The organism is Halanaerobium salsuginis (genome assembly GCF_900114545.1).
GTDB lineage: Bacteria > Bacillota > Halanaerobiia > Halanaerobiales > Halanaerobiaceae > Halanaerobium > Halanaerobium salsuginis.
This window is the reverse complement of the sequence record NZ_FOTI01000002.1, coordinates 68,729-94,492: the sequence shown is the minus strand read 5'-3', so window position 1 is coordinate 94,492 and position 25,764 is coordinate 68,729. Positions and strand designations below refer to the sequence as shown.

24 protein-coding genes are annotated in these 25,764 nt (G+C 33.8%); 23 read left to right on the top strand and 1 reads right to left on the bottom strand.

The features are described from left to right. Positions 1–66 precede the first annotated feature (66 nt). From BMZ74_RS01425 to pepF, 23 genes are all read left to right on the top strand, one after another. The gene (locus tag BMZ74_RS01425) at positions 67–537 is read left to right on the top strand and encodes a ribosome maturation factor RimP (RefSeq protein WP_089858510.1); all 471 of its coding nucleotides are present in this window, start codon (positions 67–69) and stop codon (positions 535–537) included. A gap of 19 nt (positions 538–556) precedes the next feature. Continuing rightward, complete coding sequence (gene nusA / locus BMZ74_RS01420) at positions 557–1,711, top strand: transcription termination factor NusA (protein ID WP_089858506.1); 1,155 nt, start codon at positions 557–559, stop codon at positions 1,709–1,711. 81 nt (positions 1,712–1,792) lie between these two features. Then, positions 1,793–2,053: an RNase P modulator RnpM gene (gene rnpM, locus BMZ74_RS01415; RefSeq protein ID WP_089858503.1), complete on the top strand. Its 261-nt coding sequence runs from the start codon at positions 1,793–1,795 to the stop codon at positions 2,051–2,053. A gap of 30 nt (positions 2,054–2,083) precedes the next feature. Beyond that, on the top strand, positions 2,084–4,117 hold the full coding sequence (infB, locus tag BMZ74_RS01410) for a translation initiation factor IF-2 (RefSeq protein WP_089858707.1): 2,034 nt from the start codon (positions 2,084–2,086) through the stop codon (positions 4,115–4,117). A gap of 15 nt (positions 4,118–4,132) precedes the next feature. Further along, positions 4,133–4,510 carry a 30S ribosome-binding factor RbfA gene (gene rbfA, locus BMZ74_RS01405; RefSeq protein WP_089858501.1) on the top strand — a complete coding sequence of 126 codons (378 nt, stop codon included), beginning with the start codon at positions 4,133–4,135 and terminating at the stop codon, positions 4,508–4,510. Continuing rightward, positions 4,500–5,474 carry a DHH family phosphoesterase gene (locus BMZ74_RS01400; RefSeq protein ID WP_089858498.1) on the top strand — a complete coding sequence of 325 codons (975 nt, stop codon included), beginning with the start codon at positions 4,500–4,502 and terminating at the stop codon, positions 5,472–5,474. The genes rbfA and BMZ74_RS01400 overlap by 11 nt, the downstream gene beginning before the upstream one ends. Then, positions 5,467–6,360 carry a tRNA pseudouridine(55) synthase TruB gene (gene truB / locus BMZ74_RS01395; protein ID WP_089858494.1) on the top strand — a complete coding sequence of 298 codons (894 nt, stop codon included), beginning with the start codon at positions 5,467–5,469 and terminating at the stop codon, positions 6,358–6,360. Before BMZ74_RS01400 ends, truB begins: the two co-directional genes overlap by 8 nt. Positions 6,361–6,377: 17 nt before the next feature. Next, positions 6,378–7,301 carry a bifunctional riboflavin kinase/FAD synthetase gene (locus BMZ74_RS01390; protein ID WP_089858490.1) on the top strand — a complete coding sequence of 308 codons (924 nt, stop codon included), beginning with the start codon at positions 6,378–6,380 and terminating at the stop codon, positions 7,299–7,301. A gap of 99 nt (positions 7,302–7,400) precedes the next feature. Continuing rightward, positions 7,401–7,667, top strand: a complete 267-nt coding sequence (gene rpsO / locus BMZ74_RS01385) for a 30S ribosomal protein S15 (RefSeq protein WP_089858485.1) — start codon at positions 7,401–7,403, stop codon at positions 7,665–7,667. A gap of 62 nt (positions 7,668–7,729) precedes the next feature. Then, positions 7,730–9,820, top strand: a complete 2,091-nt coding sequence (locus tag BMZ74_RS01380) for a polyribonucleotide nucleotidyltransferase (protein WP_089858483.1) — start codon at positions 7,730–7,732, stop codon at positions 9,818–9,820. Between the two features lie 28 nt (positions 9,821–9,848). Beyond that, on the top strand, positions 9,849–10,688 hold the full coding sequence (locus tag BMZ74_RS01375) for a deoxyribonuclease IV (RefSeq protein ID WP_089858480.1): 840 nt from the start codon (positions 9,849–9,851) through the stop codon (positions 10,686–10,688). A 17-nt stretch (positions 10,689–10,705) separates the two neighbouring features. Continuing rightward, complete coding sequence (locus BMZ74_RS01370; protein ID WP_089858477.1) at positions 10,706–13,144, top strand: helicase C-terminal domain-containing protein; 2,439 nt, start codon at positions 10,706–10,708, stop codon at positions 13,142–13,144. Between the two features lie 64 nt (positions 13,145–13,208). After that, complete coding sequence (locus BMZ74_RS01365) at positions 13,209–14,087, top strand: cell wall hydrolase (protein ID WP_089858703.1); 879 nt, start codon at positions 13,209–13,211, stop codon at positions 14,085–14,087. Between the two features lie 8 nt (positions 14,088–14,095). Beyond that, entirely contained in the window at positions 14,096–14,938 is an 843-nt protein-coding gene (locus BMZ74_RS01360) for a polysaccharide deacetylase family protein (protein WP_245750776.1), read from the top strand. Beyond that, complete coding sequence (gene dut / locus BMZ74_RS01355) at positions 14,928–15,368, top strand: dUTP diphosphatase (protein ID WP_089858474.1); 441 nt, start codon at positions 14,928–14,930, stop codon at positions 15,366–15,368. Before BMZ74_RS01360 ends, dut begins: the two co-directional genes overlap by 11 nt. 39 nt (positions 15,369–15,407) lie before the next feature. Further along, the gene (gene thrB, locus BMZ74_RS01350; RefSeq protein ID WP_089858470.1) at positions 15,408–16,328 is read left to right on the top strand and encodes a homoserine kinase; all 921 of its coding nucleotides are present in this window, start codon (positions 15,408–15,410) and stop codon (positions 16,326–16,328) included. Then, complete coding sequence (locus BMZ74_RS01345; protein WP_177181333.1) at positions 16,321–17,613, top strand: homoserine dehydrogenase; 1,293 nt, start codon at positions 16,321–16,323, stop codon at positions 17,611–17,613. Before thrB ends, BMZ74_RS01345 begins: the two co-directional genes overlap by 8 nt. 33 nt (positions 17,614–17,646) lie before the next feature. Beyond that, positions 17,647–18,870 carry an aspartate kinase gene (locus tag BMZ74_RS01340; RefSeq protein ID WP_089858464.1) on the top strand — a complete coding sequence of 408 codons (1,224 nt, stop codon included), beginning with the start codon at positions 17,647–17,649 and terminating at the stop codon, positions 18,868–18,870. A gap of 87 nt (positions 18,871–18,957) precedes the next feature. Then, a complete protein-coding gene (locus BMZ74_RS01335) occupies positions 18,958–19,083 on the top strand; it encodes a desulfoferrodoxin FeS4 iron-binding domain-containing protein (RefSeq protein WP_089858461.1) in 126 nt (41 codons plus the stop codon). A 197-nt stretch (positions 19,084–19,280) separates the two neighbouring features. Next, entirely contained in the window at positions 19,281–20,672 is a 1,392-nt protein-coding gene (gene asnS / locus BMZ74_RS01330) for an asparagine--tRNA ligase (protein ID WP_089858457.1), read from the top strand. A gap of 8 nt (positions 20,673–20,680) precedes the next feature. Continuing rightward, positions 20,681–22,519: an FAD-dependent oxidoreductase gene (locus BMZ74_RS01325; protein WP_089858454.1), complete on the top strand. Its 1,839-nt coding sequence runs from the start codon at positions 20,681–20,683 to the stop codon at positions 22,517–22,519. 1 nt (position 22,520) lies between these two features. After that, positions 22,521–23,051 carry a methylated-DNA--[protein]-cysteine S-methyltransferase gene (locus BMZ74_RS01320; RefSeq protein WP_089858451.1) on the top strand — a complete coding sequence of 177 codons (531 nt, stop codon included), beginning with the start codon at positions 22,521–22,523 and terminating at the stop codon, positions 23,049–23,051. Next, positions 23,044–24,840, top strand: coding sequence for an oligoendopeptidase F (gene pepF, locus BMZ74_RS01315; RefSeq protein WP_089858448.1), 1,797 nt, complete (start codon positions 23,044–23,046; stop codon positions 24,838–24,840). The genes BMZ74_RS01320 and pepF overlap by 8 nt, the downstream gene beginning before the upstream one ends. Here pepF and BMZ74_RS01310 read toward each other — a convergent pair. Next, positions 24,832–25,659 (bottom strand): alpha/beta hydrolase, encoded by an 828-nt coding sequence (locus tag BMZ74_RS01310; RefSeq protein ID WP_089858445.1) that lies wholly within the window; start codon positions 25,657–25,659, stop codon positions 24,832–24,834. The two genes, pepF and BMZ74_RS01310, sit on opposite strands and share 9 nt — an antisense overlap. Positions 25,660–25,764 lie beyond the last annotated feature (105 nt).

The window sequence follows — 25,764 nt, the reverse complement described above, 5'->3', positions numbered from 1 at the left end:
AGGAGTGGGGATGTCTTCCCACTCTTTTATTATAGTATTTAGGAAAATATAGTATAAGAAAGAGGGGTGTTTTTTTTGGGGAGAGTTGCTGAAATAGTGACTGATTATGTGTTACCAATCGCCCACACTGAAGATTTAAATTTAATTGATGTTGAGTTTATTAAAGAAGGTAGTGATTGGATTTTACGTATCTTTCTTGAAAATCAAGCTGGTGATCTAACTATTGAAGAGTGTGAAAAAGTTAGTCGAGCTTTAAGCGCAGTTCTTGATGAAGAAGATCCAATTGATAAAAGTTATATACTTGAAGTTTCTTCGCCAGGTCTGGAAAGGCCACTTAAAACAGAAGCTGATTTTGAACGCTTTCAGGGAGAATTAATAGCTGTAACTACCTATGCTAAGATAAAGGGAGAAAAAGAGTTTGTTGGTATTTTGGAAGCTTATCAAAACAATGAAATTTTACTTAAACTAAAAACAGATAAAACAGTAAAAATTAAAAAAGATTTAATTGCCAGAGCAAATTTGACATTTGAAATTTAATTAATGGAGGGGGATTAATATGAATCTAGAGTTCATTCAGGCCCTGGATGATATCGAAAAAGATAAAGGTATAGCTAAAGATGTACTTCTGGAAGCAATCGAAACTGCCCTGGTTTCTGCTTACAAAAAAGACTTTGGCTCTAAAGACAATGTCAGGGTAGAAATCACAGCAGCTGCAGGAGAAGTTAAAGTGTTCTCACGGAAAGAAGTCGTACCAGAAGTTGAGAGTGAAAATACAGAAATTTCTTTAACTGAAGCCCAAAAAATTGATAATAAGTTTGAATTGGGAGACATAGTTGAAATAGAAGTTACTCCAGCTAATTTTGGCCGCATTGCAGCTCAAACTGCTAAACAGGTTGTTATGCAGAGAATTAGAGAAGCTGAACGAGATGTGATTTTTGATAGATTCAAAGAAAAAGAAGATGAATTAATTACAGCAACTATTCAGCGCTTTCATAATGACAATATTTTAATTGATATGGGTAAAACCGAAGCTCTTTTACCGCCGTCAGAACAAATAGCGGGAGAACGCTATGAGATTGGTAATAAAATTAAACTATATGTAGTTGAAGTTAGTACTACCAATAAAGGGCCAAGAATTTTAGTTTCTCGAACTCACCCCGGACTTTTAAAGAGATTATTTGAAATAGAAGTTCCAGAGATTTTTCAGGGATTGGTAGAAATTAAAGCAATTGCCCGGGAAGCAGGTCAGCGTTCTAAAATGGCTGTAGCAAGTTCTGACAGTAAGGTTGATCCGGTTGGAGCATGTGTAGGACCCAAAGGAATGAGAGTTCAGGCGGTAGTTGATCAATTAAATAATGAAAAAATTGATATAGTAAAGTGGGATGAAGATCCCAAAGTTTTTGTAGCTAATGCTTTAAATCCGGCTGAGGTTATTAGTGTTAATATTAATAAGTCAGAAAAGATAGCTGAAGTTGTAGTTCCGGATTTCCAACTTTCTCTGGCGATTGGTAAAGAAGGGCAAAATGCTCGTCTGGCTGCTAAATTAACCGGCTGGAAAGTAGATATTAAAAAAGAATCTGAAATACCTGAAAATATAGCTGAAATCAGGTCAGAAGCAGCAACTTTGACTAATAAGTTAGCTGAATTTGAAGATGCAGAAGATACAGAGGCAGCTATTGATACTGAATCTAAGTCAGAAATTGATGATTAGTAATTTTTAATTAACAGCTTAAGCTTAGTTTAGCTTAAAAATTTGTTTTTTAATACATTTAATTTCTAAGGAGGATGAAGATTGCAAAGCAGAAGTCCTATTCGTAAATGTGTGGGTTGTGGTGCCAGAAGGGATAAGATTGAATTATTGAGAATTGTTAATAATAAAAGCGAAATCCTGGTTGATCCAGGTGGTAGAACTCCCGGAAGAGGAGCATATATTTGCCCGAATATGGATTGTCTGGATAAAGCGGTGGCAAATAATTCTTTAAAGAAAGCTTTAAGGGCAGAAATATCTGATGAAATTTATCAAAAAATTTCGGAGGAGATTAACCATGGTTAATTGACAGTAGAATATTTTGGAGGTGCAAGTATGGGAAAAATTAGAGTTTATAATCTAGCACATGAGCTGGATATGGATAGTAAAGAAATAATAGATATTTTAAATGATCTGGATATTGAGGTTTCCAGTCATATGAGTACAATTACCGATGAAACAGCAGAGCTTGTTAAGGAAATGTATAATAGTGCTACATCACCTGGAGCAGAAGAAACTATTGAACAAGAGCAAACAGTAGAGGATGCTAAGCCTGAGGCTGTAGAGCAAGATGACTCTGTTCAAGCTGCAGAAGAAGTTGAAGCTAAAGAAGATATAATTGAAATTGAAACTCCGATTACAGTTAAAGAATTTGCTGAAAAAATTGATAAAGCTCCGAATAGTTTAATTGTTGATTTGATGAACTTGGGAGTTATGGCAAATGTTAATCAAAACCTTGATCAAGATACTTTAGAATTACTGGCTGCTGAAGCAGAAATTAAACTTAAGTTTAAGTCTGCTGTTAGTCAGACTGAGTCACAACGTGTTGGGCCTGAAATTACAGATAAAGCAGAAGATTTAAAATTAAGACCACCAATTGTAACAGTTATGGGTCATGTTGATCATGGTAAAACAACTTTGCTTGATGTAATTAGACAGAGTCGAGTAGCTGGCAGTGAAGCTGGTGGAATTACTCAACATATTGGAGCTTATCAGGCTGAAGTAAATAATAAAAAAATAACTTTTATTGATACTCCAGGTCATGAAGCTTTTACTGCTATGCGGGCCAGAGGGGCACAAATAACTGATATTGCTATTTTAGTAGTAGCTGCAGATGATGGAATTATGCCTCAGACAGAAGAAGCTATTAATCATGCTAAAGCTGCCGGGATACCAATTATAGTTGCTATTAATAAAATTGATAAAGCAAATGCTCAGCCAGAAAGAGTTAAACAGGAGTTAACTGAGTATGGCTTAGTACCAGAAGACTGGGGTGGTGATACCATTTGTGTGCCAGTTTCTGCTTTACAGGAACAAAATATTGATGAGCTTTTAGAAATGGTTATTCTAGTAGCTGAAATGGAAGAATTAAAAGCAAATCCAGATAGATTGGCCGAAGGAATTGTAATTGAAGCAGAACTTGATAAAGGTAGAGGACCTGTTGCAACAATTTTAATTAAGAATGGGACTCTTAAAGTAGGTGATACTTTACTGGCTGGCACAACTTGTGGTCGAGTTAGAGCAATGTTTAATGAATATGGTGAGAATGTTAATTTAGCTGGACCAGCTGCAGCCGTCGAAGTCTTAGGTTTTAATGATGTACCAGACGCAGGTAATTTTGTTCAAGTGCTTGAAGATGAAAAACAAGCTCGTGATATAGCTGCTGAGAGACAGGCCAAGAAAAGACAGGCTGAATTACAGCAAGATGCTAAAGTTTCTTTAGAAGACCTTTATAAGCAGATTCAAGAAGGTGAAGTAAAAGAGCTTAATATTATTATTAAAGCTGATGTTCAGGGGTCTATTGAAGCTTTAAAAGCATCTCTGATCCGCTTAGGTACAGATGAAGTAACAGTTAATGTTATTCATACTGGAGTAGGAGCAGTTAATGAGACTGATGTTAATCTGGCTAGTGCTTCTAATGCAATAATTATTGGTTTTAGTGTTCGACCAGATAATAATGCTTTAAAAGTAGCTGAAAAGGAAAAAGTAGACATTAGAACCTATCGAGTTATTTATAAAGCGCTGGAAGACATAAAAGATGCTATGGCTGGTCTGCTTGATCCCGAGTTAAAAGAAGAAGTTACTGGGCGAGCAGAAGTTAGAGCTACATTTAAAGTGCCAGATGTCGGTATAATTGCAGGTGCTTATATTAATGATGGTCATGTTAATAGAAATTATGAAGCAAGATTGCTTAGAGATGGTGTTGTAATTCATGAGGGTAAAATTTCTTCTCTCAAAAGATTCGAAAATGATGTTAAAGAAGTTCAATCCGGATATGAATGTGGAATTGGAATTGAAAACTATAATGATATTAAAGAGGGAGATATTATAGAATTCTACACTTATAGGGAAATTAAGAGATCCTTATAGTAGAGGTGAGTGAAAATGTCAAAAAAAAGAGCTGTTCGAGTAGGAGAATTATTAAAAGAAGAAATAAGTCAGATTATTCTTAGGGAAATGAAAGATCCAAGAATTGGCTTTGTTTCAGTAACTGATGTTGTAGTAAGTGGAGATTTAAGACATGCTAAAGCTTTTATTAGTGTTTATGGTAGTGAAAAAGAGAGAGCTGAAACCATGCAGGGACTTGAACAGGCAAAAGGTTTTATCCGAAAGTTGGTTGGTGAAAGAGTTAAAATTCATCATACACCTGAAATAATATTCCGCTATGATGATTCAATTGAAAATGGAATTCATATTTCTAAAATTATCAATGAGCTTAAAGAATCAGGAGAGATAAAGGAGTCTGACTCTGATGCAGAATAAACTTAATGAAATTATTGAGCTTTTAGAAAAAGAGGATAATTTTTTAATTGCGGGTCATGTTGGAGCTGATGGTGATTGTATAGGTTCAGTAACTGCTTTAACAAGAATTTTAAATAAAAAAAATAAAACAGCCAGGGCTTATCTAAATAAAGAGTCCCTGGCTCCTTTTGCTTTTTTAGAAATTAATGAGAGTTGTTTTTTTACTGAAACTGAATCTTTAGCAGTAGAGCTGAAAAATCAGGACTATATTTTGCTTGTACTTGACTGCGGCAGTCGAGATAGAGTTGACTTACCAGAAGAATTATTTAATGCTGCCCAATATGTAATAAATATTGATCATCATGAAGATAATTCTTTATTTGCTAAATATAATTTTGTTGATTCAAAACGAGCGGCAGTTGGAGAAATTATCTATTTAATTGCAGAAAAATTAATAAGTACATTACCTCAGAATATTGCCAGATCAATTGCAACTGCGATTATTACTGATACAGGTGCACTTCGTTATGAAAATACTACCCCACAGGTAATGCGTATTTTAGCTAAATTAATGGAAAGCGGAGTTAGTATTTATCGAATTAATAAAGCAATCTTTGGATCAATTAGTTACCCGGCTTTGCTATTAAAGTCTAAAGCATTAGCAACTTTAAAAAGAAGCGAAAATAAAAAAGTAGCCTGGCTTTATGTAAGCAGAGAAATGATTCATGAAGCAGGAACTGATTATACAGAAGGCTTAGTTGGCCTGGCGCGGGATATTGAAGGGGTAGAAGTCGGGATTTTATTTACTGAAGAAGAAAGTCATCAAATAAAAATAAGTTTTCGTTCTAATTTTTATGTTGCTGTTAATAAGATTGCTGCTCAATTTGGGGGAGGCGGCCATCCTAGAGCAGCTGGAGCTACAGTTCAACAGGAATTAAATACAACAATAGAGTCAGTTGTTAAGGAAGCTCTAAAACATGTTTAGCGGGGTAGCTAATTTATTAAAACCACCAGGTATTTCTTCTTTTGCTATAATAAAAAAACTGCGCTGGCTGTTGGAAGAAAAGAAAGTTGGTCATACAGGAACTCTTGATCCAGCTGCAGCAGGAGTGTTAGGGGTCTGTCTAGGCAAAGCTACTAAAATAATTCCTTATCTGGTAGATGATCAGAAAGAATATATTTGTGAAATGAAGCTGGGGCTGGCTACTGATACAATTGATCTTGAAGGCGAAGTTGTTGCCAGTGATAAAAATTGGACTGATTTAACGCCAGCTGATGTAATTGAAGTAATAACAGGTTTTAAAGGCAAACAAATGCAGATTCCACCAATGTATTCGGCAATTCATCATGAAGGAAAAAGACTTTATCAACTGGCTAGACAGGGAATAGAGGTTGAAAGGCCAGCCCGGGAAGTTGAAATTTACCAACTTGAGATTATAAAAGTGGACCTGCCTTTGATCCGATTTCGAGCAGCAGTTTCTAGAGGAACCTATCTTAGATCTTTAGTCAGAGATATTGCAGATAGGCTCGGGAGTGCAGGAGTAATGACTTTTTTGCTGCGAACAAGATCTGGTCCATTTACAATAAGTAATTCTGTTACAATTGAAGAAATTGAAGAAAAGGGCAGTGATATTTTGCTCCCTCCTCAGGCACCACTTACGCTGCCTAGTTTAACTTTAAGTAATGAATGTTATGATAGAGCAGCAAATGGAAATTATCTTATTGCCAGTAACTTTATTGAAACCAAAATTGATTTGCAGTTGAATAGTTATTTTTTACTTTTCTCAGAAACAGGCAATTTTCTGGCAATTGGACAGTATCAAATAAAAGATGATTACGAAATTTATCAGCCGTTAAAAGTATTCATTTAGTTCTGGAGGAAATCAAAATGCAGGTAATTAGTAGTAAAGATTATAATAGTTATCAAGATTATAATACATTTTTAGCTATAGGAGCCTTTGATGGTCTTCATCAAGGTCATCAGCTAATAATTAAAAAGGCAGTAAAAAAAGCAGAAAAAGCCGGTTGTCCTGCTGGAGTGCTTTCCTTTTATCCTCATCCTCAGCAGGTTATACCTGGTAAAACACCGCCGCCGGCTGTTATTTCTCGTCAGCAAAAAATTGATCTGCTGGCTAAAATGGGAGTTGATTACTATTTTGAACAGCAGTTTACGCCTGAGTTTGCTGGCTTAAAATCGGAAATATTTGTTGAAAAAATATTAGTGAAAAAGTTAAAAGTTAAAAAAGTTATTGTAGGAGATGATTTTCGTTTTGGTAGTAAAAATGAAGGTAATGTAGAAATTCTACAGCAATTAGCTGAATTAAATGGTTTTGAAACTGAAATATTAGCTCAGCTGCAATCCAGTGATGAAAGAATTTCTAGTACCAGAATTAGAAGATTATTAAAAAAAGGCAAATTAGAATCAGCCAGTAAATTGCTGGGGAGACCTTATCAAATTTGTGGTCAGGTCATTCATGGTAAAAAGCGGGGACGTAAACTTGGTTTCCCGACAGCTAATTTGAAAACCGAAACAAATTATACACTTCCTCCCCGGGGGGTATATGCAGTTAAAGTTTATCATGAAGACCAACAATATCTTGGTGCTGCTAATTTAGGCTATAATCCTACTTTTAAAAATAAAGAAATTTCTTTTGAAATTTATTTGCTTGATTTTGAAGGTGATCTTTACGGAGAACGTCTCTGTGTAGATTTTTTTGCTTATATTAGAGGAGAAAAAACTTTTAATAACGTAACTGAGTTGAGTCAACAGATGAAAAAAGATGTTCTTTACACAAGAAAGGTTTTATGTTAAAATTAAAAAGTAAGTTTTAAGTTACCATTTGCTAGGATTGCGAATCTCCGACGTCTTCTTGGCTAATGGCGAATTGAATTTTAGGAGGTGAATTTTTTAATGTTAAATAAAGAAAAAAAGCAGGAAATTATTAAGGAATATCAGTTAGAGGAAGGTGATACTGGTTCTTCTGAAGTACAAGTTGCTTTATTAACAGCCAGAATTGCTGAATTAACTGAACACTTAAAAGAGCATAAAAGTGATCACCATTCAAGACGTGGTCTTTTGAAAATGGTTGGTCAAAGAAGAAAACTGCTCAGATATTTAAAAAATAATGATATTATGCGTTATCGTGATCTAATTTCTAGATTAGGAATTCGCGGTTAAGATGCAGACGATAAAAGAGCGGGGATTCTCCCCGCTCTTTAATTAAATAAGGAGGTAAAATAATGAAAGAATGGACATTAGATTTTGCCGGTGATGAGTTAAATATTCAGACTAATAAATTGGCAAAACAAGCTAATGGTTCTGTACTAGTCAGAAGTGGAGATACTCAAGTATTGGTTACAGCTACTATGGATGATCCAAGACCAGGCATGAGCTTCTTTCCACTACTGGTCAATTATGAAGAACGAGTTTATGCAATTGGTAAAATTCCTGGCAGTATTATGAGAAGAGAAGGTAGGCCAAGAGATGCTGCGACTTTAGCAGCTCGAGTAATTGATAGGTCAGTTAGACCTTTGTTTCCTGACGGATTTCGTAATGATGTACAAATTGTAGCTACAGTTTTATCTGTAGATGATGATTATGATCCAGAAATCCTTGCTTTAAATGGGGCTTCAGCAGCTTTAACCCTGTCGGATATTCCTTTTGCTGGCCCGATTGGGGGAGTTAAAGTTGGGTTAGTAGATGATGAATTAATTGTTAATCCTAATGCAGAACAGATTGAAAAAAGTGATTTAGAACTTACAATTGCTGGCTCAAAAGATGCTATTATGATGGTTGAAGCAAGCGCTAATGAGGTAAGTGAAGAGACCATCCTTGCTGCTATGAAATTAGCCCATGAAGAAATCAAAAAAATAATAGCTGTTCAGGAAGAAATTAGAGCAGAAGCAGGCAAAGAAAAAATGGTTTTTGAATCACCAAAAGTTAGTCCAGAAATAAAAACACAGGTAACAGAAGTTCTGGGCGGCAGAATGAAAGAAGTAATTCAAATTCAGTCTAAAAAGGCTAGAAACTCTCAACTGGATGAATTAAAAGCAGAATTAAAAGAAAAACTAAATCCTGATGATGATGAAGAAATTGCTAAACAGTTAGCAATGGCTTTTGAAAAAATGATCAAACAATCTGTGAAAAGTTTAATCCTTGATGATGGTGTAAGACCTGATGGCAGAAAGTTTGATGAAGTAAGACCAATTTGGTCAGAAGTTGGCCTGGTAGCTAGAGCTCATGGCTCAGGAGTTTTTACTAGAGGAGAAACACAAGCTTTAAGTGTACTTACTTTAGGTGCTCAAAGTGATGAACAAATTTTATTTGGGCTAGGAGAAAAAGAAACTAAGCGTTATATGCATCATTACAATTTCCCATCTTTTTGTGTTGGTGAAACTGGACCAATGCGTTCTCCTGGTAGAAGAGAAATTGGTCATGGGACACTGGGCGAAAAAGCTCTTTTACCAGTAATTCCAGCAGAAGAAGATTTTCCTTATACAATTAGAATTGTCTCGGAAGTATTAGAATCAAATGGATCTTCTTCTCAGGCTAGTATTTGTGGTAGTACTCTTGCTTTAATGGATGCTGGAGTACCAATTAAGGCGCCTGTTTCTGGGATTGCAATGGGCTTAATGAAAAAAGATGATAAAGTTGTTGTTTTATCTGATATCCAGGGCTTTGAAGATTTTCATGGTGATATGGACTTTAAGGTAGCTGGAACTGAAAACGGTATTACAGCACTGCAGATGGATATGAAACTGCAGGGTTTATCTTTTGATATTCTGGAAGAAGCATTAAAAAAAGCTAATCAGGGTAGAGCACATATTATGGGTAAAATGATGGAAACTATTTCCGAACCACGTCCAGAACTATCGCCAAATGCTCCTGCCATGATTAGAATGAAAATTGATCCAGAAAAAATTCGGTTTGTTATTGGTCCAGGTGGTAAAACAATTAATGAAATTATTGACCAGACTGATGCTAAAATTGATATTGATGATGATGGTACAGTAACTATTTTAACTGATAATCAGCCCGAAGGCGAACAAGCTAAACAGATGATCGAACGTTTAACCAAAGATGTTGAAGTTGGAGAAATTTATCAAGGCAAGGTTAAAAGAATCATGAATTTTGGTGCTTTTGTTGAAATTTTGCCTAATAAAGAAGGTTTAGTTCATATTTCTAAGTTAGCTGATCATCATGTTAAAGAAGTTGGTGATATTGTTTCAGTTGGTGATGAAATACCTGTTAAAGTTATTGAAATAGATAAACAGGACCGGATTAATTTATCTTTAAAAGATGCCAAGCAAGAGCTTGACAAAAAGGAATAAGAGTAAATAAAAAGGAGTATTCAAGAAAATGATCTTAGGTAAACATGTATCTATTGCTGGAGGAATTGCTGAGTCACCAGCCCGGGCTGCTGCTATTGACTGTAATACAATGCAGATTTTTGTGGGTAATCCAAGGGGCTGGAAAAATAAAGACTTACCAGCTGCCGAAATTAAAGAATTTAAGCAGAAACGAAATAAATATAATATTAATCCAGTTGTAGTTCATGCAGCTTACCTGATTAATCTTGCCTCTCCTAAACAAGAACTCTGGGAAAAATCAATTTCAGCTCTCAAATCTGAGTATAAACGTTGTGACAGATTAGGAGCTGAATACCTGGTTTTTCATCCTGGTAGTCATACAGGATCAGGTTTTAAAGCGGGTATTAACAGGATAAGTCAGGCGTTAAATGATATTTTAGCAGAAGTAGAGAGTGATACGATGATTCTATTGGAAAATACTGCTGGAGCAGGAACAACTATTGGAGCGAAATTTTCTCAGTTGGGGCAGATAATAGACAAACTTGATCAACCAGAGAAAATTGGTGTTTGCCTGGATAGCTGTCATGCTTTTGCAGCTGAATATAACCTGACTAAAAAAAGTGAATTTGAACATCTTTTAGATGACTTTAAAACTGAAATTGGACTAGATAAATTAAAAGTTATTCACCTTAATGATTCAAAACATGATTCTGGAAGTAAAAAAGATGAGCATGCTCATCCTGGACAGGGAAAGCTAGGTAAAAAGGCAATTGCCCGGATTATTAATAACCCTCAGCTGCAAGATAAAGTTTTTATTCTGGAAACACCTAGTTTTGATGATTGTAACAAAGATGATGATATTATTTTATTACATAAATTAAGGGATTAATTGAGGGAGGAGCTAAGGTGGCTGTTAGTAGAGACTTATTGGCCGGGGTTGGTAAGGATATAAAGGCAGAAATTGATGCAGTACAGGGAAATGAAATTTTTATTAGAACTCAGTTAGATGAAGCTGGTATTATTAGTGAGTTTGAAGTTTTAGCCCGGGGTAACAGTTACTCAGCCCCAGCAGTAATTAACAATTTGGCTGCTGGAGAAATGGTTGTTCATAATCATCCTTCTGGAGATTTAACTCCTTCAGCACCTGATATTAGACTTGCCGCAAAATTAGCTGAGCGGGATATAGGTTTTGCTATCATTAATAATCAAGCTGAGCAAATTTATGTAGTAGTTGAAGCTGGACCTGGCAGAGTAAATAAAAAATTAAACAAAAAAGAAATCTTAAATTATTTTAAAAAAGAGGGTAATTTAGATCAGGAATTAGAGAACTTTTCAGAAAGAAAAGAGCAGCTTATTACAGCTGAAAAAATAATTGATTCTTTTAATCAGCATCAGATTGATTTTATTGAGGCCGGGACTGGAACCGGTAAATCTTTTGCTTATTTAATACCTGCTCTTTTTTATAATAATTTAAATAATGCTAAGATAGTAGTCTCTACCAATACAATTAACTTACAGGAACAGTTAGTCAATAAAGACTTATTAATTTTAAAAAGAGTCCTTGACTTTGATTTTAAAGCAGTTTTGGTTAAAGGAAGAAATAATTATCTTTGTTTGCGTAAATATAAGAATTTTAAACAAAAATATCAGCAGCAGGAGACAGAAATAACAATTGAGTTATTTGAAGAACTAAATGATTGGAAAGAAAATACTAAAACTGGGGAAAAATCAGAAATTGATTTTCAAATTAAAGCAGCTGTCTGGAATGAAATAGCTGCTGAAAGTGATCTTTGTTTAAAAACAGCCTGTCCTTTTTATAATAAATGTTATTTTATGCAGGCTAGAAAAGAAGTTTATCGAGCTGATATTTTAATTGTAAACCATCATCTACTTTTATCTGATGCCCGGGTTAAAGTTGAAACTGGTTCAGCAGGTCGGGGTATTTTACCTAATTTTAATCATTTAATTATAGATGAGGCACATAATATTGGTGAGATTGCTACTGCCCACCTGGGCTATCCTCTTTACCAATCATTGCTGGACCGCTGGTTAAAAAGGTTAAGTGGAGAAAAAAATTCGCTTTTATCTCAAATTAGAGAGGATATTTCTTTTACAATTGGCTGTGATCAAGCTAGAATGAGAGAAATTCTTGATAAACGTTTAATTCCAACTGCTCAGAAAATTAGAGATCTAATTCCACAATATTTTAAAGAATTACAAGATTTAATTGGTGAGTTTAAAGATAAAAAAATTACAGTTAATGAAAAAGTAAAAAATAATGCAGTCTGGCAGGAATTTTTTCAGACAGCAATAGATCTGGCTGCTTACTTAAAAAATGAACTTACCTATCTGCAAATTATTTATGAGAATCTTTACCTGGAGTTAGCTGAGAGTAATGATGAGAATGAATTAAAATTAAAATCTACAATTGGCCGCTGCCAGGATTTAATCAAACGAGTTGAATTTAATTTAGCTGCTGAAGATGAAAACTATGTTTTCTGGCTAGAATCAAGCTATTATAGAGGTAATACTCAAGTTGTACAAAAGTCAGTACCAATTGATGTTGGGAAATTTCTACCGGATTTAATCTGGTCTCGTCTGAGTAATATTATTTTTACTTCGGCTACTATTACTACAGCTGGATCTTTTAATTACTTTTATCAACAAACTGGAATTAAACAGGCTGCTGAGCTGAAAGTAGAATCCCCTTTTGATTATGCAAAGCAGGCACAGCTTCTAATCCCATTAGATTTTCCTGAGCCAAATAAAAAAGAATTTTTACCAGAATTAGTTAGCAGCTTAGCAGCTTTATTAAAGAAGACCACTGGTTCAACTATGGTTTTATTTACTTCTTATTATATGCTAAATTACTGCTATAATAATCTGCAGGCTAATCTAGAAGATCAGGGGATTAGACTACTGGCTCAATCTAAGTTATCACGTAATTATATTCTACAGCAGTTTCAGACTGAATCTAATACAGTTATTTTTGGTACTTCTAGCTTTTGGGAAGGAGTGGATCTACCTGGTGATTTACTTAAGTATTTAGTTATGGTAAAACTTCCTTTTCCAGTTCCAGGAGAACCTCTTTATAAAGCTAAAGAAAAATTGTTGGAAAAACAGGGGCTAAATCCATTTTTTAATTTAGCTTTACCAGATGCTGTGATTAGATTTCGGCAGGGATTTGGCAGATTGATTAGATCTAAAAAAGATAAGGGACTAATTATTTTATATGATCGTCGATTAAAAGATAGAAAATATGGTAAAATGTTTTTGCAGTCACTACCAGATTCCTGTCCAGTTATTGAGACTACCCAGCAGAAAATTATCGAAAAAATAGAGTAAGGAGTAGTGAGCAAATTTGAAAAATAGAGCTATTTATTTGAGCTGCTTTTTTTTATTTTTATTAATGATTGCTGTAACAATTAGTTCAGCAGCAGCTCCCGCTTTAAATTTATTATATGTAATTCAACAGGGAGACACTCTTTCTGAAATAGCTGCTGACTATGGTATAAGTGTTAGTGAGCTGATTAAAGCTAATGATTTAGTTGGACATTCTGCAATCAAAATGGGGGATGAGTTGGTAATACCAGTTAAAAATACTGACCCAAATACTGTAAAAACACCTGATTTAATGGCAGCTTTTAGTAGTAGAGATCAACAATTAAATTTTGATCTTAATACTCATTATGCGGTCAGAATAAATGTCAATAAACAAAAAGTTAATATTGATCAAATACCGGCTGATAAAATTATTAACTATTATGTTGGTAGAGGTGATACTCTTTATGATCTGGCTCGAGACTTTAGTACTACTATTGGCACTATTTTAGCTTTAAATAATAAAAGTGATAATTATTTGCGTGTAGGTGAGCGGATTAGACTGCCGATTAATAACTTAACTCCTCACCAAGTTCTTAATCATCGAGTAAGTAAAAAGGAACTTGATTTGCTGGCCCGGGCAGTTTATGGGGAAGCAAGAGGTGAACCTTACCAGGGACAGGTTGCAGTAGCAGCAGTAATTATTAATCGTGTTTTAAATTGGCAGTTTCCTAACACCTTTGCAGAAGTCATTTATCAGCGGGGACAGTTTTCAGCAGTTATGGATGGCCAGATTAATTTAGCTCCTAATCAGACTGCTTATCGTGCTGCAAGAGATGCTTTGCGGGGAATAGATCCTACCGGAGGTGCTCTCTATTTTTACAATCCCCGGACAGCTACCCGGGTAAGTTTCTTTAGGGGCAGACGTAAAATTACTAAAATAGGTGATCATGTCTTTATGAAATAGGTGATCTTATGTTAAATAAAACAATTAATTATCAGTTGCAGCAGAGTAACATTTTTGTTCAGAGCAGTTTAATTATGGGCTTTTTATTGACTATGCTCACTTTTAATTTGTTTTTCTGTCAGGCTGAATCAGCAGCTGCAGCTGTTGATTCAATTAATTTTAGCAATGATTATACTGGACAACGTCTGGTACCTATTTATAAAGTTGAGCGTAAAGACAATAAAATTGCTTTAACAATTGATGGTGCCTGGGGAAGCAAACATACAGAACAGCTATTAGAACTTTTTAAACAGCAGGATATTAAAGTATCTTTCTTTTTTGCTGGTATCTGGTTAGAAAAAAATCCAGTATTATTAGATAAGATCTTAAAAGCTGGACATGCTGTTTATAATCATAGTTATACTCATCCTCATCTTAATTCTTTAACTGCAGTTGAAATTAAATCTGAATTAAAAAAAACAGAGCAAATTTTGGCTGAACATGTTATGAGAGAGGAAAAAACAATGCTTTTTCGACCACCCTATGGTGAATATAATAATTTAGTTATTCGAATAGCTCGTCAGCTTGGTTATCAAGTGGTACAATGGAGTCTTGATTCACATGATTGGATGGATCCTGGTCCGGAATATATAATTGAACGAGTAAAAAATAATATCACTGCTGGTGATATTATTTTATTTCATAATAATGCTGCTAATGTAGTAGAGATATTGAATAAATTAATTCCGATTTTAAAAGAAAAATATCAATTTGTAAAAATTGATCAGCTAATCTATAAGAATAATTATCGGATAAGTTCCGTTACAGGTTTACAATATCAACTTAAGGAGGCAAAAGATCTTGCAAATTAAAGTAGAAAAGGTAAATGAAGCAGTTAAATTACCAGAATATCAGCACTATGGTGAAGACGCTGGTCTTGATCTTCATGCAGCAGAAGAATTGACTATCAAGTCTGGTGAATATAAATTAATCAAAACAGGTTTAAAAATAGCAGTACCTAGTGGATATGCAGCATTTGTTTATCCAAGAAGTGGGTTAGCGTTAAAAAAAGGAATAACTGTTTTAAATGCAGATGGAGTAATTGATTCCGGGTACCGAGGTGAAATAGGAGTAATTTTAATTAATCATGGTCCGGCTGATTTTAAAGTTAAATTTAATGATCGGATTGCTCAATTAATTATTCAGCAGGTTAATTTAATCGAATGGGAAGAAGTTGATGATTTAAGTGAAAGTTCACGGGGAAAAGGTGGTTTTGGTCATACAGGAGTCAGCTCTGTCTAGATAAAGTTTAAATTATGTTAGGAAGAAGGGAAAATTTTTATGCCTGAATTTAAAGTACCAGCTACCTCAGCTAATCTGGGATCTGGTTATGATACAGTAGGAATTGCTTTAAATCTTTTTAATTATTTTAAAGTAGAGAAAAGTGAGCAGTTAAAAATTGAAGTTTTTGATCTGACTGGAAAGGAAATAAATATTTTACAATCTGATAACTTGATTTTAAAAGCTTATCATTATTATTTTAATTACATAAAAGAGCCACCAGTACCAGCTCTAATTATAGAAAAAATGCAAACCCCTCTGGCGCGCGGTTTAGGCAGTAGTTCTGCTGCAATAATCGGGGGACTGCTTGCAGCTGCTCTAATGTCAAAACATTTTATTTCCGAAAGTGAATTTATTAAATTAGCAGTTGCGTTAGAAAAACATCCTGATAATGTAGTTCCTGCTCTGATAGGTGGTCTGATTATTAACTATAAACAGAATAATATTGACAAATATTTAAAGATCAAATTAGCAGCTGAACTTGATTTTGTTACTGTTATTCCTGATTTTGAATTAAAAACTATTCAAGCAAGATCAGTTTTACCTGCTAAATTAAATTATCAGCAAAGCGTTTTTAATTTGGGTCGAATTAGTTTATTGACTGCTGCATTTTTAACTGCTGATTATCAGCTGCTTAAGGCTGGTATGGATGATATGCTTCATCAACCTTATCGCAAGCAATTAATCCCTGGTTTTGAGCAGGTAATAGCTAATGCTTATAATGCAGGGGCCTGGGGAGCAGCTTTAAGTGGTGCTGGACCTACTTTTCTTGCTATTACTAGCAGTAAAGCAGCTGAAATTGCAGCTGCTATGGAGGCTGTTTTTAAAAGGCATAAAATAGCAGTTAATTCTTATATCTTAAAAGGATATAATAAAAATACTTATCAGTTAGTTCAGGAGGAGGCACTAGATAGTGATTAATATAGCTTTACTTGGCACAGGGAAGATTGCTAGAACATTTTTAAATATTTTTGAAAAAAAGCAGTCAGAGTTAACTAATTTAACTGAATCTGGAATCAAATTAAAATATTTATTATTTGAGTCAGTACAAGACTTGCATCCTGAGTTAAAAAGCAGTAAAATATTAACAGATGATTTTTCGACAATAGTTAATGATCCCGAATTGGATATTGTAATTGACTTAACTGCTAAAAGTGAATTATCTTTAACTTACTGTCAGCAGGCACTACAAAACAATAAATTGGTTGTGAGTAATAATTGCCGTGCTATTGCCAATAATTTTGTTAAACTAGTGAAAAAATCTACAGCTGCCCAGAGTAATTTGTTTTTTGATAACAGTGTGCTGCCAACTTTTTTTGCCAGCACTAGTTTTGATCAATATTTGCTAACAGATGAGGTAATTAAATTTGATGCTATTTTGAATGGAACTACTAATTATATTCTTTCAGTTATGGAAGCTAAGACAATTAGCTTAAAGGAAACTCTGGCCCGGGCAGAAGAATTTAATTATATACTTAATGACCCTGATTATGATTTAGAAGGATATGCCAGTGCAGCTAGATTGGCTTTACTCTGTAATCGCTTTTTTAATACAGTAGTTGAGCCTGAACTAATACCAGTAAAAGGAATCAAGGGAATAACTAGTTATGACTTGATTTATGCAGCTGAGTTGGGTTATAAAATAAAACTAGTGGCTACTGTACTTAAAGTAGATAATAAGCTTGAACTTGCAGTTAGACCGCGTTTGATTAAAAAAGATAAGTATTTAGCTTCAGTTTCTGGAAATAACAGTGGGATTGAATTACTGGCTCGATATAGTAAAAAGATTAATTTAACTATTAATAATACTTCAAGTGAGCCAGTTGCCCAAAACATAATTACCGATCTGATACGAGCAATAAGATTTTTACAGCAGGATTGTGTTCTTCCCCAGGGTAATAAATATACTAAACAAGAGCATACTTATCAAATTAAAAATCTTGATTGTGAGATAGAGCAGTCTTTTTATGTTAGACTGCAGATTGAAAAAAGTGATGAACTTATTAATAAGATAAAACAAATTTTTACTAAACAGGACTTAGCAGAGTTATTTTTAAAAGATAGCTTAACTGAAACTCCTTTATTGCCCTTAATAATTAAAACTAAGAACATTAAAGAAAGCCATCTGGAGGAATTGCTGACCAAAATAGAGTCTCTGGCAGGAGTTTTAACAGTTAATAATATTATTCCAATCAAAGAAAAGTAATTATTTTAACTAAGTATAGGGAAGGTGAAATAGGTGTCACTAATAGTACAAAAGTATGGAGGAAGTTCTGTCGCAACACCTGAATTAATTAAAAATGTTGCCAGGCGAGTAATTAAAGGCTATGAAGCAGGAAACCAAATGATTGTAGTAGTTTCAGCAATGGGTGATACTACAGACCATTTGATTGATTTAATGGGCAAGATTACAGATGACCCTGATCCCAGAGAAGTAGATATGTTATTAACAACTGGAGAGCAGGTTTCGATTGCTCTTTTGACAATGGCAATTCATGCCTGTGGCTATCCAGCAATTTCTCTAACTGGTAGTCAGATTGAAATAAAAACTGATGAAAAGCATAATCAGGCTATGATAACAGACATTGATACGACTCGTTTAAAAAAGGAATTAGCTGAAAATAAGATTGTAATAGTCGCTGGTTTTCAGGGAGTTAATAAAAATCATGATTTTACTACATTAGGACGAGGTGGTTCTGATACAACAACAGTTGCAGTTGCAGCTGCTATTGAAGCTGATCGCTGTGAAATTTATTCGGATGTAGATGGAGTTTATACTGCTGATCCTAGAATAGTTACTGATGCTAGCAAACTTGATTATATTTCTTATCATGAAATGTTGGAATTAGCGAATTTAGGGGCTAATGTTTTACATCCGCGAGCAGTGGAGTTAGCAAATAGTTATAACCTTGAGTTATATATTGCATCAAGTTTTAATGATACTTTAGGCACAATTGTAAGAGGAGATGAGGAGATGGAAGGTAAAAAAAATGTAGTTGGTGCGGCCAGTGATCTGGGCGAAATAAAAATTACTGTAGAAAGAGTTCCTGATGAACCAGGTATTGCTGGTAAACTATTTAATGCTCTTGCTGCTGAAGGGGTAAATGTTGATATGATTATTCAGAATTTACAGCGAGATGAATTAAATGATATTACTTTTACTATAAATCAGGAGCAGGAAAAAAAGGCAGTTAAAGTTCTGGAAAAAATTAATCCTGAACTTAATATTGATAATTATCATATTGATCGTGATGTAGCTAAAATTTCTATAGTAGGAGCTGGAATGCAGTCTACACCAGGTATTGCTGCTAGAATGTTTTCTGCTTTTGGTAAAAATAATATTAATATAGCAATGATTACTACTTCTGAAATAAAAATATCATGTTTAATTGCTAAAGAACAGGCAGATCAGGCTTTAAATATCTTACATAAGGAATTTCGCCTTAACCAGATAAATAATTAAGATTGAAATAATTACAGATTTGCAATATAATTATTTTAGAGCTTTTATTCAGCTTAGCAAATTTTAACATGCAAAGGAGGCTAAACTATGAATGTAGAAAAAGTTGGGGAAGTTTATCGCTGTGAAGTTTGTGGAAATGTAGTTGAAGTAAAAGAAGTTGGCGGTGGCGAATTAGTTTGCTGTGGACAACCAATGACTTTAGAAGAAAAATAACTACTACTTAATTAAGTGAGAATAATTTAAATGGCCCGGGGGCTTAAGCTCCGGGCTTTTAACTGCTTAAAATTATTTTTTTGATTTTTAATTAAATCTCAGAGCAGGATTTAATCTGCTTTACGAGAAGTTTATATATTAGTAGAAATTATAAGATTAAGTTTAATAATAAAGTTAATTGTATGGAGGTAGAATGAATGAATTATTTTGCACGAAAAAAAATAAAAAATATTTTGGCTGATCAAATTGAACAATATAATGATATCATTGTTATGGGTTGGGTTAGAACTAAACGGGTTTCTAAAAACATTGCCTTTATTGAGATTAATGATGGCAGTTGTCTTAAAAATTTACAATTAGTAATCCTGGAACCAGAAGAATTTCCTCTGGCTGAGATAAATACCGGTTCAAGTATTAAAGTTACAGGTTATATTGATAAAGTTGAAGGAAGAGAGCAGTCTGTTGAAATGAAAGTAGAGCAGTTAGAGATCATTGGTGAGGCTCCAGCAGATTATCTATTGCAGAAAAAAAGACATAGTTTTGAATTTTTAAGAGAAATTGCTCATTTAAGACCAAGAACTAATACTTTTGGTGTTATTAACCGCTTTCGGAGTAAGATGTCTTATGCGGTTCATGATTATTTTTACAAGAATGATTTTAAGTATATTCATACTCCAATAATTACTGCTGGAGATGCTGAAGGAGCAGGAGAAGTTTTTAAAGTTTCTACACTTGATTTTAAAAATTTACCTCAGAATGATCAGGGAGCTATTGATTATACTCAGGATTTTTTTGGTGAAGAGACTGGTTTAACTGTTAGTGGTCAGCTTGAAGCTGAATTAATGGCAACAGCTCTAGGAGATGTTTATACTTTTGGCCCTACTTTTAGAGCTGAAAATTCTAATACTTCTCGACATGCTTCTGAATTCTGGATGATTGAACCAGAAATGGCTTTTTGCGATTTAACTGAAATGATGACACTAATGGAAGACTTTATTAAAAATCTGTTTAATTTTGCTCTTCAGCAGTCACCAGAAGAAATGGAATTTTTTAACAAATGGATAGATAAAGGTAGACAGCAAATTATTGCTGATATTGTAGAAGCTGATTTTGGACGGATTACTTACACTGAGGCAGTAGATATTTTGGAAAAAAGCAAAGCTGATTTTGAATATCCAGTTAGTTGGGGTATCGATTTACAGTCAGAACATGAGCGCTTTTTAACTGAAGAATATTTCAAGAAACCAGTTATGGTAACAGATTATCCCAAAGAAATTAAGGCTTTTTATATGAGAATGAATCAAGATCAAAAAACAGTAGCAGCTGTTGACTGCCTGGTGCCTGGAGTTGGTGAAATTATTGGTGGCAGTCAGCGGGAAGAACGTTATGATGTTTTAAAAGCAAGAATGGAAGAACTTGAAATGGACCTGGAAAAATATCAATGGTTTTTAGATATTAGAAAATATGGTTCAGTTCCTCATTCTGGATTTGGACTTGGCTTTGAAAGATTGCTAATGTATCTTTCTGGTATGCAAAATATTAGAGATGTAATAGCATTTCCTAGAACTCCTGGTTCTGCCAAATTTTAGGGGGGCAAATGAAAAAAACAATATTATTAACTTTAATTATCGCTCTTTTTTTAGGAGGAAGTTCGAATGCTGTTTTAGCTGATCAGCCAGAAAAGTTGCAGGCAGAAATAGTTATTTATGCAGGAGAGCCGGAAGGTGTTGCAGCAGCAGTAGCTGCAGCTCGTGAAGGTAAAAAAACTTTGCTTCTTTTGAGCAGATCACAGCCTGGTGGTTTAATGACTTATGCTGGTTTAAACTTTCTTGATTTAAATTATGATAGTTATTCTCGTAATATTAATCGGGGGATTTTCCATGAATGGCACCAGAAAGTTGGGGGAGGTATTTCTTTTGATCCCCGTCAGGCTGAAGATGCTTTTCTTAATTTAATTAAAGCTGAAAAAAATCTAAAAACACTTAATTTAGTTAGACTTGAACAGGTAAATAGCAAAGATCAAAATATAACAGGTCTTTTAATTAAACGTAATGGAAAGAAATATTTAGTTAAAGCTGATATTTTTATTGATGCTTCTCAGGACGGTGATCTAGCTTATAAAGCTGGGGAAGATTTTTTTGTCGGTACAGCTGATATGAATCTTAAAAATAGCTGGATGGCTTCAACTCAAATTTTGAAGTTTGAACATGTTAATCCAAATAAATTAAAAGCAAAAATAAAAAATTATCAGCAGAGTTATTTTAAAGATGATCATGCCTGGGGTTTTTCTAATTTTGGTAAGTCCTATCAAAGCCATAATCCTAATCTACGCTTGCGAGGTTTAAATATTGTTTTTGTAAGAGATGGAGAGCAAAAATATACTGCTTATATTAATGCCCTGTTATTGTTTGGAGTTAACCCGCTTTCTGATGACTCGAGAGAACAGGCTAAAAAGATTGCTCATCAGGAAGCTCGATATATTTTAAATTATTTAAAAGAAGGTCTAGCTGGTTTTGAAAATGCAGAATTAGCAGCTATGCCGCCAGAGTTATATCGGCGAGAAAGCCGTCACTTTTTAACTAACTACCAGCTTAAAATAGCTGATTTATTTGAACAGAGAGTTTTCTCAGATGCCATAACCATTGCTTCTTATCCGCTTGATTATCAAGCAGCAGGAATTAAATATCCAGGATTTGTGCTTTTTAATCCTGGCTATTATACAATTCCTCTCCGTACTTTAATTGCTCGGCATCATGATAATTTAATGATTGTAGGTAGAAGTAGTGGCTATGCTTCGTTAGCAGCAGCAAGTGCCCGTGTTTTACCAGTAGGAATTAATACTGGGCAGGCAGCAGGTGTTGCAGCAGCGGAGTCAATAAGCAAAGCAAAGCCTTTGTTAGCAGTGGCAGCTGATTCTAGGAGTATTAATAAAATTCAACAGCAATTAGAACTTAATTTAACAGAGCTTCCCGCTAAATTGCCAATTGTTAAGTTAGAAAAAGTTAATGATGATTTAATAAAACTTTTATCATGGGGAATAATGATTGGTGGTTATAATAATGACTTTAAGTTAAATGAAGTTCCAACAGAAAGAAATTTTACAGCAGTTATTTTGAAAATAATGCAGAAAAAAGAGGCTGCTACTCTTTATGAGTGGGTACCAGGTAGTCTGGAAACTTTAAGCAGCAAAGATAAATTATTAACTACAACTAATGCTTTAAAATTACTTCTAGCAGCAGAAAGTCAGCGTGTTTTAGAAATACCAGTTGCAGAATACTATCAAAAAGCAGTAGAATTGAATTTAATTCCTCCATCATTGCTGGCTGAATTTAATCATGATAAAAAATTAAAGCGCAGTGAAATGATTATTTTAGCTGCTCATTTTTTAGACCGTTTTCCGACTCCAGAATATCTGAAATTTATCAGGGGTGAATAAATTGAATGATTTAAGCTATCTTACCTATTATCCTTCCCCGATTGGGATTTTGAAAATTGAATTTAATCAGCAGTCTCTTTTAAAAGTAGAGTTTGATGATCAGCTACGTGAAGTTAAAAATAATTGTCAGCAGAATTTTTATGAAGATCCCAGATTGCTGGCTATTTATAATTTAATCTTTGATCAACTGAATCAATATTTTATGGGAAAGAGAACGGATTTTGATATTCCTTTAGCTTTAAAAGGAAGTAGTTTTGACTTAAAAGTCTGGAAATATTTAAGTAGTATTCCTTTTGGCAGAACTAGTTCTTGTTCTGAAATAGCAGCTGCAATCGGTAAATCAACGGCAGTTAAAGCAGTGGAGCAGGCTAATGAACGCAATCCAATCTCAGTTATAATTCCCTGTCATAGAGTAATTGCTAAAAGTGGTAAGTTGACTGGTTATCAAGGAGGGATTTGGCGTAAAAGATGGCTTCTTGAGCATGAAAATAATACAACTAATAATTTGGAAAGGAAGATGTCTTTTGTCTAAGGAACTTAAAGATCGCAAAGAAATTGCTGAAAAATATAAATGGGACTTAACTGTTATTTATAGTAGTGATGCTGATTTTGAATCAGAATTAAATGAAGCTCTAGCTGCTGTAAAAAATATAGCTGATTTAAAAGCTGAATTTACTGCTAGTGCCCAAAATTTATTGACTGCTTTAGAAAAAATAATCCAGATAGAAAAAAAAGTTGCTCGTTTATATACTTATGCTCACTTAAAGTATGATCAAAACACAGCACTTGATAAGTATCAAGGTTATAGAAATAAAGCTTTAATGTGTTATAATCAGCTTTCCAGCCAGACTTCTTTTATGGTGCCAGCTTTAATTAAGCTTGGTTCAGAAAAATTAAAAAAATATTGTCAGACGGAAGAAAAACTTAAATTTTATGATCATTTTTTTGCTAATATTTTAAGACAAAAAGCTCATTTTTTATCTGAGGGAGAAGAAAAAATATTGGCTCTGGCAGGTGAAGTTACTCAGGGAGCAGAAAATATCTTTAGTATGTTAAATAATGCTGATTTAGAATTTCCTTTGCTTAAAACAGAGAATGGTGATGAAAAACGTTTAACTCATGGTAGGTATATTGATTTTCTTAAAAGTCCTGAACGCCGGCTCCGTAAGGATGCTTTTAAGGCTATGCACACAGAATATGAAAAACTGGCTAATACTTTTGCTTCTGTACTTGATACTAATGTTAAAAGTGATGTTTTTTATGCCCGGGCCAGAAATTATCCTGACTCCCTGACAGCTTCTCTGGATAATGATAATATTACTCCTGATGTCTATCAAAATTTAATTAATACAGTTTCCGCTAATCTTGAGCCATTACAGGAATATATTGCTTTAAAAAAGCAGGCACTAAACTTAGATGAGCTTCATGTTTATGATATTTATACACCTTTAATTAAAGAAACTGATTTAAAGTTTAAATATGAAGAAACTAAAGAGATTATTAAGGCTGCACTTAAACCTTTAGGTAAGGACTATGTTAAAATAGTTAATGATTCTTTTTCAGCAGGCTGGATAGATGTTTATGAAAATAAAGGGAAAAGATCTGGAGCTTATTCTAGCGGATGTTATGGAGTTCATCCTTATATATTATTAAATTATACCGAAGATATTAGTAATATCTTTACTTTAGTTCATGAGATGGGTCATGCGATGCATAGTTATTATGCTAACCAGACTCAACCCTATCTCTATGCAGATTATAAAATATTTGTGGCTGAAGTTGCTTCAACAACAAATGAAAATTTGCTGCTTAGTTATTTACTAGAAAATGCAGCTACTAGAGAAGAAAAACTTTATCTATTAAATTACTTTTTAGAAGGGTTTAGAGCTACAGTATACAGGCAAACAATGTTTGCTGAATTTGAAAAAATAATTCATAGTGAGGTAGAAAAAGGAGAGAGTCTGACTGCTGAAAGAATGAAACAGCTGTATAGGAAGCTTAATCGTAAATACTTTGGCGAACAGCTAATTATTGATCAAAAGCTTGATTATGAATGGGCTAGAATTCCGCATTTTTACTATAACTTTTATGTTTATAAATATGCTACTGGATATTCTGCTGCAACTGCTCTGGCTGAAAAGATCTTGCAGGAAGGCGAAACAGCTGCAGCAAATTATCGGGAATTTTTAAAGGCGGGTGGTAGTGACTATCCACTCAATTTAATGGCTAAAGCTGGAGTTGATATGGAAAAACCAGCTGTAATAGAAAATGCTATTGCCAAATTTGCTGATTATCTAGCTCAATTTAAAGAATTACTTTAAGAAATTAATTATATCATCTGCACAGCGCTCTTTTTCTAGATCATTAATAATAACATGGGATGATTTTTGATATGTTTTTTCTGATATCAAAAATTGTCCTATTTTTTTGTGTAGAAATTTTTTGATTTGAGCAGTATTTACCTGCTGATCGTTCTGAGTAAGAATTAACTGAGTAGGACAGTTTACTTTTTTAACATTTTTTTTAGCCAACCGCATTATTTTATATAGCTCAGCCAGAGTTTGAGCATAATAATTACGACTATAATTTTGGTGATAGTTAAATTGTTCTGGGCTAAGCTTATCTTCAGCAGGTAACTCAAAATTACTTTTTCTTTGATAACGAAAATATTTCAAAAAAGGTGTTAGAACAATAAATTTATTTTTAGTAAAAAATGCAGGGGCGATTAGACTTAATTTTGCTACTTTAAATTTAGCAGCTAGTAAAGTAGCAAGTAATCCTCCCATTGATAAACCAGCTACATAAATTTCAGTGTAATTACTTTTCAAATAGAGATAACTATCAACAACTTTACGTAACCACTGCTCAGCATTACTATTTAAAAAATCACTCAAATTGGTACCATGTCCTGGCAGGCGGGGAATATATACTGGTAGTTCTAAATTACTATAAATTTTTTTAGCAATAAACTGCCAATTAGTAGTTTTCCCTCCAAAACCATGCAGAAGTAAAACTGCTTTTTGATGAGCTGAATTTCTTTTTTGATTCTTATTTAATTTATTATTATCACTTAATCCGAATCTTAATTCTTTACCAAGGGGATTAATCTCAGTTGTAGTTGTAAATTGATTATAATTCATTTTTTACCACCTTTTATTTAAATTAACTTTAAGTAAATTTTATCTTAAAATAAAATTAAATTCAAAAATTATTAAATGAGCTGACAAAAGTCAGCTTATTTATTT

Excerpts from the sequence above, each read along its gene's own strand:
- infB (WP_089858707.1), top strand. The coding sequence starts at position 2,084 with ATGGGAAAAATTAGAGTTTATAATCTAGCACATGAGCTGGATATGGAT.
- rpsO (WP_089858485.1), top strand. The coding sequence starts at position 7,401 with ATGTTAAATAAAGAAAAAAAGCAGGAAATTATTAAGGAATATCAGTTA.
- BMZ74_RS01335 (WP_089858461.1), top strand. The coding sequence starts at position 18,958 with ATGAATGTAGAAAAAGTTGGGGAAGTTTATCGCTGTGAAGTTTGTGGA.
- BMZ74_RS01380 (WP_089858483.1), top strand. The coding sequence starts at position 7,730 with ATGAAAGAATGGACATTAGATTTTGCCGGTGATGAGTTAAATATTCAG.
- BMZ74_RS01400 (WP_089858498.1), top strand. The coding sequence starts at position 4,500 with ATGCAGAATAAACTTAATGAAATTATTGAGCTTTTAGAAAAAGAGGAT.
- nusA (WP_089858506.1), top strand. The coding sequence starts at position 557 with ATGAATCTAGAGTTCATTCAGGCCCTGGATGATATCGAAAAAGATAAA.
- thrB (WP_089858470.1), top strand. The coding sequence starts at position 15,408 with ATGCCTGAATTTAAAGTACCAGCTACCTCAGCTAATCTGGGATCTGGT.
- rbfA (WP_089858501.1), top strand. The coding sequence starts at position 4,133 with ATGTCAAAAAAAAGAGCTGTTCGAGTAGGAGAATTATTAAAAGAAGAA.
- BMZ74_RS01325 (WP_089858454.1), top strand. The coding sequence starts at position 20,681 with ATGAAAAAAACAATATTATTAACTTTAATTATCGCTCTTTTTTTAGGA.
- BMZ74_RS01375 (WP_089858480.1), top strand. The coding sequence starts at position 9,849 with ATGATCTTAGGTAAACATGTATCTATTGCTGGAGGAATTGCTGAGTCA.
- BMZ74_RS01390 (WP_089858490.1), top strand. The coding sequence starts at position 6,378 with ATGCAGGTAATTAGTAGTAAAGATTATAATAGTTATCAAGATTATAAT.
- BMZ74_RS01365 (WP_089858703.1), top strand. The coding sequence starts at position 13,209 with ATGATTGCTGTAACAATTAGTTCAGCAGCAGCTCCCGCTTTAAATTTA.
- BMZ74_RS01360 (WP_245750776.1), top strand. The coding sequence starts at position 14,096 with ATGTTAAATAAAACAATTAATTATCAGTTGCAGCAGAGTAACATTTTT.
- BMZ74_RS01310 (WP_089858445.1), bottom strand. The coding sequence starts at position 25,659 with ATGAATTATAATCAATTTACAACTACAACTGAGATTAATCCCCTTGGT.
- asnS (WP_089858457.1), top strand. The coding sequence starts at position 19,281 with ATGAATTATTTTGCACGAAAAAAAATAAAAAATATTTTGGCTGATCAA.
- truB (WP_089858494.1), top strand. The coding sequence starts at position 5,467 with ATGTTTAGCGGGGTAGCTAATTTATTAAAACCACCAGGTATTTCTTCT.